Source organism: Mesorhizobium sp. M1312, assembly GCF_040318115.1.
Lineage (GTDB): Bacteria > Pseudomonadota > Alphaproteobacteria > Rhizobiales > Rhizobiaceae > Mesorhizobium.
Map to the genome: position 1 here is coordinate 12,781 of NZ_JAMYLQ010000015.1, position 14,105 is coordinate 26,885.

Genomic DNA, 14,105 nt, shown 5'->3' on the forward strand with positions numbered 1-14,105 from the left:
GGATGGCCTTCGATCAGACCATACGCAGTCGGCTGCAGCGCTTCGTCAACGACGCTCGCAAGACTCTGGAAGAGGAGTTCACCCGGCAACTTCAGTTGGACTACGGGCTTGATCCGCGGTCGGGCACAATCGGGCCGATAGAAAATCTGCGGCATCTCACTGACGCACAGCGAGAGACCGCGCGCATACTGCGGGACACGCTAGATCATTATTGCGCTGGGCACGACACCACGGCACTACAAGGCCTCGAACGCATCGTTCGGGAGCAGGCATTCACGATCCTCAACCGCTTGGCGGCGCTGCGCATGGCAGAGGCACGCGGGCTGCTCATAGAGTCTGTGGGCAATGGATACCAGGCGAAGGGGTTTCAGCTCTATGCGCGATTGGCCGGTGCCGGTCTTGGCGAGACGGCCGAATCCTATGTCGTCTATCTTCATAGCGTGTTCGACGAACTCGCTCAGGATTTGCCCAGCTTGTTTAGCCGCTTTGCGCCGCAGGGGCGGCTGTTCCCGCGCGAGCCAGCCTTGCTCCAGCTTCTCAATCTTATCAATCAGGGCGAGATCGAGCCGCTCTGGGCCGAGGATGAGACGATCGGCTGGATCTATCAGTACTTCAACTCGAAGGAAGAGCGCAGATCGATGCGCGATGCCAGCCAGGCGCCGCGCAATAGCCGGGAGCTTGCGGTCCGCAACCAGTTCTTCACCCCGCGCTATGTGGTGGAGTTCCTGGTCGACAACACCCTCGGCCGACTCTGGTTCGATTGGACGGGGGGTCAGACCGGGTTGGGCGACCGCTGCCAGTATCTGTTGGCAAAGCAGGATGGAAAGTCCGCCGCGCCCGAACGACTCCGCGATCCGCGCACGATCAAACTGCTCGATCCGGCCTGCGGGTCGATGCATTTCGGCCTCTACGCCTTTGACCTGTTCCTCGAAATTTACCGCGAGGCCTGGGAATGGGAGCAGGTTCATGGCCCCGGCTGCCTGGATACCGAAACGGGGGGCAGTCCCGATCTGAAGTCGCTGTGTCAGACCTATCCGGACAAGGCAGCGTTTCTGCACGACGTGCCGCGGCTGATCATCGAACACAACATCTACGGCGTCGATATCGACCCGCGCGCGGCGCAGATCGCATCTCTGGCGCTTTGGCTTCGAGCGCAGCGGGCTTGGCATGATGCGGGTATGAAGGCTAAGAACCGGCCGCAGGTCGGGCGCGGGCATGTAATGGCGGCTATCGCGCCCCCGGCCGAGGTCGAGTTGCGCAAGCGCTTCATGGAAGAGCTCGATCACTTGGATGCGATGCTGTTCGAGAAGACGCTGTTCCTGCTCAAAGGGCTGCCAGAGCTCGGCATGCTTTTGCAAGTGGAGAAGGAGCTGCCCAGCCTGATCAGGTCGGTCTTTGGTGAGCACGGCGACCTATTCAAAGCCGAGGACAAGGCGCAGTGGCAGCAGGCCGAGGCGCGTCTGCAAGATGCACTGAGCGAGTTCGCTCAGGCGGCGCGGTCGACCTACCAGGGGCGCCTTTTCGCCGACGACGCACTGCAGGGTCTTCGGATCATTGACCTCTGCCGAGAGATTTTCGACGTGGTCGTGATGAATCCCCCCTTTGGAGAACCTTCGCCACATGCCAGGTCGTATCTTCGTCGCGCGTATCCGTTGGGATACATCGATCTTTACACTGCTTTCTTAGATAGGGCTGTTGAACGGGTTGCAGAAGGTGGCCGGGTTGGCGCCATAACTAGTCGCACAGCTCTTACCCTGTCGTCGTTCACTGCCTGGAGGAGAAGAAGCCTGCTTGGCGGCGGCTCACAAATCGAACAATGCGCCGACTTGGGAGTCGGTGTGCTAGATGACGCCATGGTCGAGACGGCTGCATATACGATCATTAAATCTAAATCCCCGCAGCAGATGCACTTCGTTGATTTAGATCGAATAAGCGAAAAGTCCTCGCGGCTTGCAGATGCCGTGAAGGACGGCAATTTTATTTCCTTATTTCCTGGAGATTTTCTGAGCTTGCCGAATGCCACGATGGCTTATTTTCTGGACCGCACACTACGACAGGACTTTCAAGATCTACCCTCAATCGGCTCCTTCGCTTCCGTACTTGGCGGAAATGCTACAAGCGACGATGAGCGGTTCATCCGTTGTTTCTGGGAAGTAGACCCTGAACGAATAGTTCAAGGGACGTCCAGGCGCTGGCGGTGGATAAGTAAAGGCGGCGAATATTCGCTTTTTTACACCTCCATACACTTAGTCGTCGATTGGCGGGACGATGGCAATTATCTGGGTGAATACATGTATGACGCAAGACCAAGGAATGGCTACCTATGGGGGCCGAAGAGTTGGTCATCTGCCCATATGGGAAAGCCAGGAGTTGTTTGGTCACTTCGCTCGCAGAAAGGGGTCTCTTTCCGCGCCCTTCCTGCTGATTGTGCTATGAGCGGTAAGAGTGCCATCGTTACGACAGGGAACGAGGAAACGGACCTAGAGCTTCTGGGTATCCTCAACACCGAAAGGCTCTCACGACTAGCCCGATGCTTCGCGACGTTTGGCTCTTATGAAAAAGGAGCCATATCTGGGTTGCCTGTGGAGTTGAACAACGCCTCGGGCATTGCGGAGCTTGCTAAAGAGGCGTTCGTTGAGACCTCGCACGGCTTTTCAAACTTTGAAACTGACCCATTTTTTTGCCCGCCAAGAATCGATGCGTCTTCCGACATCGCCACGGTGGTGCGGAAAATACAAGATAGTCTTACGGGTGCCGAAACAAAGGTTGGAGGCCATCTTGGAAAGATCAATGGTTTATACCGCGATCAGGATCCAAATTTTCCCTCAGAGAGGGTTAGTTTTCTGGGGGAGAAGGCAAGCCAGTTCTTGGTGGATGACCTTCTAAGCCAATTAGTCGGTTTCGTTTTTGGGCGTTGGGACCTCAGGTTCGCTACAGGTGAACGACCGCGCCCAGCGCCACCCGTACCTTTTGCGCCCCTGCCGACGCCTTGCCCTGGTTCGCTTTGCCGTCAAAATGAAGGCGAAGCGCTTCAAGCTGGAGCGCACCACTCATATCCGATCGAGATTCCAAAGAGTGGAATACTTGTAGATGACCCAGGTCACTCCTGGGACGTTGAGCAAAATATCAGTAAAGTAATGAAATTGATATGGCCAGATCGTTTTGATTCCATCGAGCGCGAGATATGCCAGCTGCTTAGGATGCAGAGCGTGCGGGATTATATTAGAAGCCAAGCTGGATTCTTTCAATATCATTTTTCTCGGTATTCTAAAAGCCGTCGGCAGGCGCCAATTTACTGGCCGCTCTCGACTGTGTCGTGTAGTTATACGCTCTGGGTCTACTACCCCGCCTTGACCAACCAGACGCTCTATACGGCGGTCAACGAATTCGTAGAGCCGAAGCTGAAGCAGGTGGAACAAGAGGTCAGCGGGCTGCGCACCAAATTCAGCAGCAGAAGCCGCGAGGAGGATAAGAGGTTTGAAGCTCTTCAGACTCTTGAAGGTGAACTGATAGAGCTGCGCGACACTCTGTTGCAGATCGCTCCGATCTATCGCCCAAGCCACGACGATGGCGTTCAGATTACCGCTGCGCCGCTCTGGCCGCTGTTTCGTCACAAGCCCTGGCAAAAGGTGTTGAAGGACATCTGGGCGAAGCTTGAAAAGGGCGACTACGACTGGGCTCATTTGGCTATGGGTTACTGGCCTGATCGCGTGCGGCAGAAGTGCAAGACGGACAAGTCGCTCGCCATCGCGCATGGACTTGACGAGCTGTATGTCGAGCCAAGCGAGCGGAACATCGGCAAGAAAAAAGAGGCAGCTGCATGATGGAAAATTGCCAACTTGATCTTGCAATACCCGGAATCTCTAAGCATTATTTGGTGCTTAGATGTGAAAACCGGTCTGCTATTATTCATATAAAATTTGTTATGTACTGAATATGGGCATTGCGAACTTCATAAAAGAACAAGTTTTGCTGCCACGCCTTCGGCAGGCAGGCTGCATGGTAGTGTATGACCATGACCAGCGCTATCGCGACCAATGCTTGAGCTTAGCGGATGAGCGATTGCACGTCGTTAATGCTTCTGAGAGTGGGATCGAGTCGCGTGAGGCGGCTCTGCAGGCGCTTCGGCAAGTGGGGCAGCCCGATGCCGCACTTCAAGGCGTATTGATTTATGTGCCCGCCAAGAAGCCTGAGACGGACGAGCAGATGCAGGTCGATCCTTTTTCAATCTATGGAAAGTGCGGGGCTGTCTTCCCGCAGGATGACGGCGATGAGTATCTGAGCCTTTGCCTGAGGGCGCGGCCCGATCACGCCACCGAAATCCGTAAGGCCTTTGCTTCTTCCCTTGCAGGACCGGCCTTTGCGGTGATCGACGCCATTGGCGGCGGAGCAAGTTGGCCGCACTTGCGGGCGGCGCTTGGCGTCGATTCCGGTCGAGAAATTCTTGTAGCGCTTCTGGCTCCCAGTGACCGGCAGGCTGCGGCTCTCAAAACAGAGGAGGGCTGGTCGGATGAAGCGCGCGAGTTCCTGCGCGCGACATTGTCCATGACCGTTAAGACCCGCGGTAAAACCTGGAGCGCCGTCGCAGACGAGCTTTGGCGGTTCGTTCTCTTTAGCGAGTTCGTATTTGATTTGCCCGTTGCGCTGCCGGATTCAGTCAAGGGTGTGCCTCATGCGCCTGTGGAGGCTCAACCCGTAATCGATGACGTATGCGAGCGCCTGCGCCACGACCCGCGATGGCGTTCCATCTATATCGAGCGCGCCGAGGCCATCGAGGCCGAGCTCGACCTTCCCAAACTTTGTGCCGCGATCGAGGACTTGGGAGAACGCGATACCTTTCCGTTTGAAGAGCGCACCTATCTGAAGATCGCGATCAAAGGCATCACCTCTGGAAATACCGATGCCACACGACGGGTGCTTGCGCGTCACAAGAACTCGGTGTGGCTCGGCAAGGGAGAAAGCCAAGCGCAATGGGAGCTTGTTCGTTCGGGCCTCAATCTGATCGAGGCGTGCGACGATTATGAGCGGCAGCTTCCCGAGCACTCCCGAAGCCAATCGGAGCTCATTGATTTCTACGTGGCAACACTGCGCGAAGTGGACCGCTTGCAACGCGAGTTTGAGCAAGCCGTCGGAGAGTTCATCGACCCCCACGGCATGATGCATGAGGTCACTCAGCAGGCGCGCTTGCGCTACCGCCGCATGGCCGAGAAAATCCAAACGATATTCGTAAAGCACTTGGAAACAGCCGGATGGCCTCCGGCCGGTCGATTGGCGAATGCGGATGCTTTCGATCGTGTTGTGGGTGATAGGCTCAAAGATACGGGCCGCCGCGTGGCATACATCCTGGTTGACGCGCTGCGCTACGAACTGGGTGTCGCCCTTGAAAAGATGCTGGCTGAAGATGGGCCGGTTGAACTGCAGGCTGCCTATGCGCAGCTGCCAACCATCACACCAGTCGGCATGGCAAGTCTGCTGCCAGGCGCAAGAGGGCAGTTGACGCTAGCGATCGAGAACGACTCCCTCGTTCCCAAGCTCGGCGGCGTACCGGTCACGAATGTTGGCCACCGGATGGATGTGCTTCGCAAGCGCTTGGGTGATCGCTTTGACGAAATGCTCCTTAGCGATTTCGTTCGCGGCAAACCTAAAATCCCTCCAACCGTCGATCTGTTGGTGCTGCGCTCCACGGAGATCGACAGCCAGCTGGAAAATAACCCGGAAACCACGCTCGGGCTTATTCCGGCAACGCTCAAACTCGTGCGGGTCGCATTGCACAAGTTGAGAGGGCTGGGCTTCAAGGAAGCGGTGATCGTGACCGATCACGGATTCTTCCTAAATGCGCAAGCGGATGCCGGTGACGTGTGCGTTAAGCCCCAAGGAAAGTGGTCAGTCAACGCGCACGACCGAATGCTGCTTGGCACGGGCAATAGTGACGGACACAGTCTTGTTCTTGGCGCAGATAAGCTGGGAATTCGCACCGATGCGGCCCAAATTGCATTGCCGCGCAGTATGGCGCCATACCGTGCAGGACACCTCTATTTTCATGGAGGAGCCTCGCTCGCAGAAGCGATCGTGCCGGTTATCGTTGCTCGACTGGATGTCGCCGGACAGCCTGCTCACGCGAAGGCGACGGTAGAGATCAGCTATCGAAACGGAGCGACACGCATAACGACGCGCGTTCCGGTAGTCGAAGTCTCGCTCATTTGCGATGACATGTTCTCTCAAGGTGTGAGCGTAGAGATTTTGTTGGAGGCGCAAAACTCCAAGGGGCAGGTTGTCGGCGAGCCTCGGCCAAGCGCAGAGGTCAATCCAGCTACCCGGACCATCACCCTGCTGCCTGGACAGCGCAAGCAAATTGCCATGGGCATGGACCGTGAATTTGAGGGCAAGTTTACGGTCAAGGCACTGAACCCGACCACGCTAGCGAGCTACAGCACCCTGACCTTAGAAACGGACTACGCAGTATGAGTGAATTGGATCACCTGGACACGAAGCTGATTGCGGCCTTCGATGGAAGGGTTGTTCGCAAGGATCTCCTGCATCGTATCAAGAAGGGCACCAATGTTCCCACCTTCGTGCTTGAGTTTTTGTTGGCCCGCTTTTGCGCGAGTGACAATCAAGCTGAGATCGATGCCGGCATGGAAGCGGTACTGGCTACCCTGCAAGACAACTATGTTCGGCCAGACGAGGCAAACGCCGCACAGTCAAAAGTGGCGACCAAAGGCAGCCATCGCTTCATCGACAAGGTCCATGTTCGCTATGTTGAAAAGGAAAAGCGGCACTGGGCAGCGCTCGAAAATTTCAATTCACAGCGTATCGCCATCGGCGAGAAATTCTACCGTGACAATGACCGCCTCCTTGAAGGCGGCATCTGGGCGGAGGTCACTCTCACCCACAATGATATCGAAGAAGACAACTACGCCTTCTATATCGAGGAGTTGCGTCCCATCCAATTGTCGCGCTTTGATTTCAGCCGCTATACCGCTGGTCGCGGAGAATTTACACGGGACGAGTGGCTAGATGCGATCATGCGCTCGGTCGGTTTAGAACCGTCGAAACTTTCTCACCGCACCAAGCTGCACTACGTGGCGCGTTTAGCGCCCCTCGTTGAGCCGAACTACAACTATATCGAACTCGGACCACGCGGCACCGGCAAGTCCTACTTCTTCAGTGAATTTTCGCCGTATGCGACGCTGATCTCTGGAGGCCAAGCCACCAAGGCGACCCTTTTCTACAATAACGCTCGCCGCAAGGTTGGGCTGGTCGGATATTGGGACACGGTGGCATTTGACGAGGTTGGTGGCATTAAAGTCCGTGATCCTGACACGATCCAGATCATGAAGGACTTCATGGCCAACGGTCGCTTTTCTCGGGGAGCCGAGGTTATCGCCGACGCAAGTTTGAGCTTTGTTGGCAATATCGACTTGTCCGTGCAGCAGGTTGTCAACTCAACGGATTACGACCTATTCCAGCCTCTTCCGCCCGAACTCGACCTAGCGGTTATGGACCGGTTTGCCGCGTACATTCCCGGTTGGGAGATGCCGAAAAACAGCAGTGCGTTTCTGACGAACCGCTATGGGTTCATCACAGATTTTCTTGCCGAAGCATTTCACTACCAATTTAAGCACACCAACAGATACGAGGAGGTGAGCCGTCGTGTGCGCCTCGGAAAGGCCGTCGAGGGACGAGACGAAAAGGGCATTAAAAAAACAGTCTGCGCGTTTTTAAAGGTGCTGCATCCTAACGGTCCGCCCAGCGACCAGGAGTTTGATGAGTACGTCACCTATGCGATCGAGTGTCGCCGACGAGTGAAGGAGCAAATGAACAAGCGCAAACCGGACGACGAGTTCGCGCGCATCGACCTGTCATTCATCAATTTCACTGGCGATGATGTTGTTGTGTTCTGCCCTGAGTCCAAGGACGCGATAGCCACTCAACAGCCCGCCAGGCGTCGCCTTCGCCGAAATGAAGGCGAAGTCGCGCCGAGCGAAAGCGGGGAGCCTCAAGTGCAGCCCGTTTCGGAAGCGGATCCGTCGCCTGTTGACGAACCGGTCGCGAGTTCGCCAACGCCCATTGCAGCCGAGCCTGCCGCTCTCAAGGAGCAGCATTTTACGATTTTGTACGGGGATACTGGACATAGTTACGAGTCGATCATGGGCGACTATCTACGCGGCGCCAAGGCGGTCGTCATCGAAGACCCGTATATTCGAATGCCCCATCAGATTCACAACTTCGTTCGTTTTTGTGAAACGGTTCTAAGATTCAGTGTTGCCAAGCGCATCACGCTCATCACAGGTTACGATGACAAGACCCAATTTGCTGACATCTCGGAGAAGCTGGAGGAACTCAAACAAAGTCTCCTTGAGGTGGACGTTGTCTTGGACATAGTCCTCAACTCGAAAATGCATGACCGTGAAATTCGTATCGACAACGGATGGACCATTAAAATCGGCCGTGGTCTCGATTTCTATCAAAAGCCGGCGGGCTGGTTCGAGGTAGGTTCTCACGACCTGAGTCTCCGCAAGTGTCTTGAGACAAAAGTCGACATTTTCCGTGCGTAGGATGCACTCGTTCCCAGATTCTATCGCTGCCGGGATTGCCAAGGTACGTCGTGCCGCTTTACCTGTTCCTGTAGGGACGCTAGAAAATATTAATTTTCAATAGGTTGGCACAGAAACCATTGGGCATATATTTCCATAATTCTGTACGCTTGCACTGGAAGATAAGTGCTGAGCTATGCCATCGGTTCAACCTTTCATTGACACGAGCCCTCCCATTGTGATGCAATGTCCTTAGTCCTAGGACAGAGGACGGGCGCATGATTGGGATGAAAAGTCAGGATATCGTCGTTCTTCTGAAGCTCGTGAGCCTTCAGGAGCAAGAAGGACAGGTACGGCCCGGACAGCCTCAATTGGGCTTTCAGGGTGAGGCCTCATACTCGGTTCGCAGCTTGGAATCGTATCTGGGGATCAGCAAGACGGAGATCAACGCGTCGATCAAGCGAAGCCTCTCATCTGGACTTGCCATCAAAGATCGAGAAACGGGTCGGGCAAATCCCAATCGTCGCAATCTCCATAATTTCATCGTCCACGGCCTGAAATTTGCCTTTCCCGCAAAGCCCGGTGCAATGACACGCGGCGTTCCGACGGCTTTCGCCGCGCCTTTGCTGAAGAGCCTGCTGGTTAGCGGGGGCGAGTACATCTATGTGTGGCCGTATGCCGAAGGGCATGACATGGGGCAATCGGTTCAACCTCTGTTCAAGAGCGTGCCCGAAGCCGTTCAGAAAGATGAGCGGCTGTATGAATATCTTGCCCTCGTGGATGCGATCCGCCTCGGAAACCAGAGAGAGGCGGGCCTTGCCGGAGAACGCCTCTCCGAAAGGCTTCTGAAGAAATGACGACCGTCAGAGGCCAGTTGCTGCAGATGTTACAGACCGTTGCCACGGCGCTGGGAGGCGAACTTCGTGACCGCCTGGTATTTGTGGGGGGATGCACGACCGCTCTTTTCATTACAGATGAAATCACGCTGGAGGATGTTAGAGCGACGGACGATGTCGACCTCATTGTCGACCTGGCTGGATATCCAGCATGGGCGCAACTGCAGGAACAGCTGAGACAAAAGGGATTTGCGGAGTCACAGGATGAGACTGTCATCTGCCGGATGCGGCTTGGCGATCTCAAAGTCGATTTTATGCCTGACGATGAGGATATTCTCGGCTTCAGCAACCGCTGGTATGCAAGAGGGATCGAAACTTCTGTTGAACATGCCCTGACGGACGAGCTGAATATCAGGCGCCTGGCGCCGGAATTATTTGTTGCGACAAAGCTTGAAGCCTACCTTGGCCGCGGCCAAGGCGATCTCTTCACGAGCCGTGATATGGAGGACATTCTCCTCATCATTGATGGCCGACCGGAAATCGTCGACGAAATCCTCGGCGCCGACGCCGAAATCTGTGAATTCATCTCAGGGCAGTTCACGGCGCTGCTTGAAGATGCCGATTTCGAGTATTTCCTCGAAGGCAATGTCCGCGGACCGGCAGGCCGCTCGGACATTGTTCGGGACCGCTTTGTCGCCATAAGCCGCGGCGGTGGCTGATATGGCGGTGGCCGTCAGATGGATCAGCCAAACCGGTACGAAGACCAAAGACAACCGGGACTGTGCCGGGGTCGGCATTCGCAAGGACGGGGTGCTTTGTGTCGTTCTGGATGGTTCTACCAGCGGACCTCACAGCGGAGACCTTGCACGCCAGATCAGCCGTGCGGTGGTAGACTGGTATGTCAGCTCCGAGGGCGAGATAACGAGCGAAGTGATCACTGGGCGCATCCGGGAAATACACGGCGCCCTGTCCAAAGAACATCCACGCGATTCAGCTAGCTATATGATCGCGCATTTTCGAAGCCCGCGCGAGGTTCTGGTGCTGCACGCTGGTGACTGCCTCTTGGGACGATATGACGATAAGACCGGAATAGACTGGGTGAGCCAGCCGCATACGCTCGCCAATGTCGCCGGCAATATATCGATACCGGACATCGTGGATGTTCCGGCCCGCCAGCGATTGACGCGCAGTTTCCGCGCGAGGGAGTTCATGCCACCCGACGCGATAGAGGTGAAGGTTAGTAGGGAGTTGGTGATAGCCACAGACGGCTTCTGGGCGGAGCTCAGTTCCGGCGATCAAGCCCTGTTCCTCAATGGCGGCGATGTCCCGATGGGGGCTAACGGAGATGACAGAAGCATCCTCCGCCTCCTACCCCTTGAAAGTGCCGGAGAAGGTCATGTGCAATTCTTGAGAGAGACTGACAATCTCTACGCAAGATCGATCTCGTGAACCTCGGGGGCGTGGCGCAGATTCGATCGACGATTACGCTAGCTAGATATGCGCACCTGACGGGCCGGGCTCTAGGCGATGCCCCGAGCCGCCCAGCGTCTCGGGGCGGCGGGTGACGGTCCCTTGCGCAAGAAGAGGCTCTGGAACACACCACCAAAGCAGGCTTCTCGTCTGTATCGCCGTCGCCCTCGTCGGGTGAGGCGACGGACGACTCCAGACGAAGCAGGCAGAACGCTTACGCGAAAGCACAAATGGCATGGCCATCAAAACGATCAACGAGATTACACGCGAGTACCTTGACGATGCGGCGAAGGCCGCGCTCGCCAAATTCCGGGACGCGGTAAGGCCAATCTATGGCGTGACCGACAAGGGCGCTCCCGATCACATCGGTACAGCATTGCTTCTTGAGCTACCGGAAGGCCACTTTTTGCTGACCGCTGCCCATGTCGTCGACCACAACCAGGGCACGTCCCTCTACCTGGGGGCAGATAAGTTCGCGCTCTTGCAGTTCGAGGCACTTGTAACCACCTCGCCCGATGGCAATCGCGGGAGCGACCACGCGGACTTTGCGATTGCTCGTCTCGATGCCGATCTGTTGGCAAAGCTGTCGGCCGCAAAATTCGTAACGGAAGCGGACATCAGCCGGTCGGGCGTTTCCACCGAAGGCCGAACCTACACCTGCCTTGGTTATCCCAATTCGAAAAACAGAGTGAAGCCGCACAAGGGGCCCAAGGTAACCCCCATGCTGCTACCCTACACAAGCACGGGAAAGCCTGCCGCCCAACTGCCTAAAATCGCTAAGGACGAGTTTCATATCTTAGTGGATTACAATGCCAAGTACGTCAGGGACGAGCACGGCAAGAAGGTGAGCGCAACTGATATGCACGGCTGCAGTGGAGGCGCGATCGTTGACCTTGGCAAAATATCACCTGATGCCCTCAGCGCGCCCTTTGGGCCCAAACTTGCCGCGTTGTTTATCGAGGGTCATGCCAAGGAAAAGGTTATCCTGGGAACGCGGGTAAGCGCGATTCTTGCCGCCGTTCGGCTCCATCTGCAAAACGCGACCGGTGGAGAGGCTAGGGCTCCAGCGTAGAAATATGTTTTAGAATTGTCTTGCACAAACAATAACATAGGAGTGCGCAGTTTCATCTCGTCCGGCGCGCCGAAACTTGCGGGGTCCATTCCGGACACATCAGCCATCTCTCGGGGCGGCACGATCTGCGATCCTCCTATTTCCATAAAGCCGGCCGCCGAATCCACTCTTGCCCGCCCATCAAGCTCACCCTCGATCTCAGCGCTAGTATGGAACCCAATCGGCTGCGAATGACTTGTTCGTAGTTGGACCTGAAGGAGAGACCCATTGTCCGCACCTGACGAAATGGATGTCGTCCTCGAAAAGCTGCCCTTGAGGATCGGCGCCTACGTTCCCGACGACTTGCTGGAGGACTGGTTCGCGCCGGGAACGGGCATGAACCCGGTCAGCCCGGCAGCACTGGCGGCCGCCAAGGCTTACGGATGGCGCTTTGAATGCGAGTTCAAGCACTATCCGGAACGGATGGAGGGCGTGTTCTGGAAGTGGGTGCCAGCGATCTGATCCGCGCAATTTGCATCGGCCTCTTGGCGCTTCGGTGATCGAGGTTGCCGCGAAACGCGATCGCTGTCTTGACCGCCTCAGCCGCCTATCGGCGTCGTCACCTTTCCGGTTCCGCCGCATTCGGGGCAGGTGCGGCCGTCGATCATGCCTGTCCCGGCGCAGCGGCGACAAATAATCACGCCGGCGCCTGGAATGCCTGGCGCGTCGGGATTGGCTTCGCCAAATTGCCAGGGTTTGCCTTGCATCTGCTTTCCTAGCCGGGCGGCGGTCTCGTCGACTGCAAGCGGCGGGCTGCTGTCATCGGGTTCGCCGGATATGGTTTCGTTGCGTGGCCGGTCGTTCGTGCCTGTGGTTATCTTCTGAGCCATTGCAGTACTCTTTTGCGGTGGCGCAGCTCTCAGCTTTTGCGCTTCGAACGCCTCAGCCTCACAGAGGTTCCGGTTGGCAACGTCCGCCGGCGGGCGGACGGAAGCGGCAAACGGCCGGCGAGCTCATCGCTCAAGCATCGGGGATCGCTTCAATGGCGCCGCCGCAGCCTTTGCGTCAGCCCAGCCGCTCCGAGCGCAGTTTCACATCGTCGCTCAGCTGCCGCACGATCTCGACGGTCTTGCGGATATCCGCTTCGCCGAGTGCGACGCCCATGGTCGAGGCGATCGCTATCAACTGGGCGTTCAGCTCGTCGTAGCGCGCGGCGCCTTTGCGCGTCAGCTGCACAAGCTTCGAGCGCCGGTGTTTTGGATTGTCGATGAATTCGACGAGCCCCTCAGCCGCGAGCTCATCCGCCAGCCGCTGCATGCGCTGACGGCTGGTGGGCCGCATCTGGGCGACCTGCGGCACGGTGAGCGGACCAAGCAGCGCGAGGCTTCGCATGAAGCCGAACGCACCGCCGCCCCAACTGGTGATGAGGCCGGTCTTCTGGCCGAGAGCCCGTATCCTGAAGAAGCACTGGGCCACTTCGAGCATCAGCTCGGTGATCGCCTCGGCCTTGCCGTCAGCGACGGGGTCCGCCCCGGTCCTCTGGTCGTGTCTTGCCGACGCCATCGCTTCCTTCCTTTTGTCTTGCGAATTTCTGCGATTGACACCCTTGTTGTCAACTTCTAGAGTGACACCTTAGTTGTCATTATAGGTAGCTGTGAGCTTCGTAGCCCTCCAGCATTTGCGGGAGCAGACATGGCAATGGACCCGGCTGGGCAAACCGACAGCGGAACCGCAGGTGTCATCGCGAGACCGCCGCTGCTCTTTCTTGCTGCTCTGCTGATCGGCTTCGTCCTTGATCGCCTGCTGCGCTTGCCGTTCCCGATTCCCAGGAATGACCTGGTCACCTGGATCATCGGCGGCTCGCTGATCGTGATCGGTTTTGTGCTTTTCGCCGCGGGCATTCGCAACTTCACCCGCGCGACGACGCCGGTGCCGACGAATGAGCCGACGCGCGTGCTGGTGACGACCGGCATCCACGGATGGACGCGCAATCCGATCTACCTCGGCATGTTCCTCATCTATGGCGGCATCGGCGTGGCCGCGCAGAATATCTGGATCCTTGTCCTCACGCTGCCGCTGGCGATCCTGATCCGCTACGGCGTCGTCGCCCGCGAGGAGGCCTACCTCGAGCGGCGTTTCGGCGATGCCTATCGCGACTACAGGCAAACCGTGCGGCGGTGGCTCTGAGCGTCGCAGGAAAGCCGTGGTGTT

Annotated in this window: 11 protein-coding genes; 9 read left to right on the forward strand and 2 right to left on the reverse strand. The window is 56.9% G+C overall.

The features are described from left to right. Positions 1–2: 2 nt before the first annotated feature. The 8 genes from pglX to NKH36_RS18305 all read left to right on the forward strand — a co-directional run bounded on the left by pglX (position 3) and on the right by NKH36_RS18305 (position 12,416). Positions 3–3,824 carry a BREX-1 system adenine-specific DNA-methyltransferase PglX gene (pglX, locus tag NKH36_RS18270; protein WP_352963090.1) on the forward strand — a complete coding sequence of 1,274 codons (3,822 nt, stop codon included), beginning with the start codon at positions 3–5 and terminating at the stop codon, positions 3,822–3,824. Positions 3,825–3,999: 175 nt separating this feature from the next. Then, the gene (locus tag NKH36_RS18275) at positions 4,000–6,465 is read left to right on the forward strand and encodes a PglZ domain-containing protein (protein ID WP_352963087.1); all 2,466 of its coding nucleotides are present in this window, start codon (positions 4,000–4,002) and stop codon (positions 6,463–6,465) included. After that, positions 6,462–8,558 carry a BREX system Lon protease-like protein BrxL gene (gene brxL / locus NKH36_RS18280; RefSeq protein ID WP_352963084.1) on the forward strand — a complete coding sequence of 699 codons (2,097 nt, stop codon included), beginning with the start codon at positions 6,462–6,464 and terminating at the stop codon, positions 8,556–8,558. Before NKH36_RS18275 ends, brxL begins: the two co-directional genes overlap by 4 nt. 266 nt (positions 8,559–8,824) lie before the next feature. Beyond that, positions 8,825–9,394 carry a hypothetical protein gene (locus tag NKH36_RS18285; protein WP_352963133.1) on the forward strand — a complete coding sequence of 190 codons (570 nt, stop codon included), beginning with the start codon at positions 8,825–8,827 and terminating at the stop codon, positions 9,392–9,394. Continuing rightward, a complete protein-coding gene (locus NKH36_RS18290) occupies positions 9,391–10,092 on the forward strand; it encodes a hypothetical protein (protein ID WP_352963081.1) in 702 nt (233 codons plus the stop codon). Before NKH36_RS18285 ends, NKH36_RS18290 begins: the two co-directional genes overlap by 4 nt. Before the next feature lies 1 nt (position 10,093). Beyond that, positions 10,094–10,822: a protein phosphatase 2C domain-containing protein gene (locus NKH36_RS18295; RefSeq protein ID WP_352963078.1), complete on the forward strand. Its 729-nt coding sequence runs from the start codon at positions 10,094–10,096 to the stop codon at positions 10,820–10,822. 256 nt (positions 10,823–11,078) lie between these two features. Then, entirely contained in the window at positions 11,079–11,915 is an 837-nt protein-coding gene (locus NKH36_RS18300) for a hypothetical protein (RefSeq protein ID WP_352963075.1), read from the forward strand. 267 nt (positions 11,916–12,182) lie between these two features. After that, positions 12,183–12,416, forward strand: a complete 234-nt coding sequence (locus NKH36_RS18305) for a hypothetical protein (RefSeq protein WP_287209031.1) — start codon at positions 12,183–12,185, stop codon at positions 12,414–12,416. A gap of 77 nt (positions 12,417–12,493) precedes the next feature. Here the strand turns inward: NKH36_RS18305 and NKH36_RS18310 are convergent, their stop codons facing one another. Both NKH36_RS18310 and NKH36_RS18315 read right to left on the reverse strand, forming a co-directional pair. Continuing rightward, positions 12,494–12,784, reverse strand: coding sequence for a hypothetical protein (locus NKH36_RS18310; protein ID WP_352963073.1), 291 nt, complete (start codon positions 12,782–12,784; stop codon positions 12,494–12,496). A gap of 175 nt (positions 12,785–12,959) precedes the next feature. After that, positions 12,960–13,457: a MarR family winged helix-turn-helix transcriptional regulator gene (locus NKH36_RS18315; RefSeq protein ID WP_352963071.1), complete on the reverse strand. Its 498-nt coding sequence runs from the start codon at positions 13,455–13,457 to the stop codon at positions 12,960–12,962. A gap of 129 nt (positions 13,458–13,586) precedes the next feature. On the opposite strand from NKH36_RS18315, the gene NKH36_RS18320 reads away from it, so the two are divergent. Beyond that, a complete protein-coding gene (locus tag NKH36_RS18320; RefSeq protein WP_352963069.1) occupies positions 13,587–14,081 on the forward strand; it encodes a methyltransferase family protein in 495 nt (164 codons plus the stop codon). Positions 14,082–14,105: the final 24 nt, after the last annotated feature.

Excerpts from the sequence above, each read along its gene's own strand:
- NKH36_RS18320 (WP_352963069.1), top strand. The coding sequence starts at position 13,587 with ATGGCAATGGACCCGGCTGGGCAAACCGACAGCGGAACCGCAGGTGTC.
- pglX (WP_352963090.1), top strand. The coding sequence starts at position 3 with ATGGCCTTCGATCAGACCATACGCAGTCGGCTGCAGCGCTTCGTCAAC.
- NKH36_RS18315 (WP_352963071.1), bottom strand. The coding sequence starts at position 13,457 with ATGGCGTCGGCAAGACACGACCAGAGGACCGGGGCGGACCCCGTCGCT.
- brxL (WP_352963084.1), top strand. The coding sequence starts at position 6,462 with ATGAGTGAATTGGATCACCTGGACACGAAGCTGATTGCGGCCTTCGAT.
- NKH36_RS18300 (WP_352963075.1), top strand. The coding sequence starts at position 11,079 with ATGGCCATCAAAACGATCAACGAGATTACACGCGAGTACCTTGACGAT.
- NKH36_RS18290 (WP_352963081.1), top strand. The coding sequence starts at position 9,391 with ATGACGACCGTCAGAGGCCAGTTGCTGCAGATGTTACAGACCGTTGCC.
- NKH36_RS18310 (WP_352963073.1), bottom strand. The coding sequence starts at position 12,784 with ATGGCTCAGAAGATAACCACAGGCACGAACGACCGGCCACGCAACGAA.
- NKH36_RS18285 (WP_352963133.1), top strand. The coding sequence starts at position 8,825 with ATGAAAAGTCAGGATATCGTCGTTCTTCTGAAGCTCGTGAGCCTTCAG.
- NKH36_RS18295 (WP_352963078.1), top strand. The coding sequence starts at position 10,094 with ATGGCGGTGGCCGTCAGATGGATCAGCCAAACCGGTACGAAGACCAAA.
- NKH36_RS18275 (WP_352963087.1), top strand. The coding sequence starts at position 4,000 with ATGGTAGTGTATGACCATGACCAGCGCTATCGCGACCAATGCTTGAGC.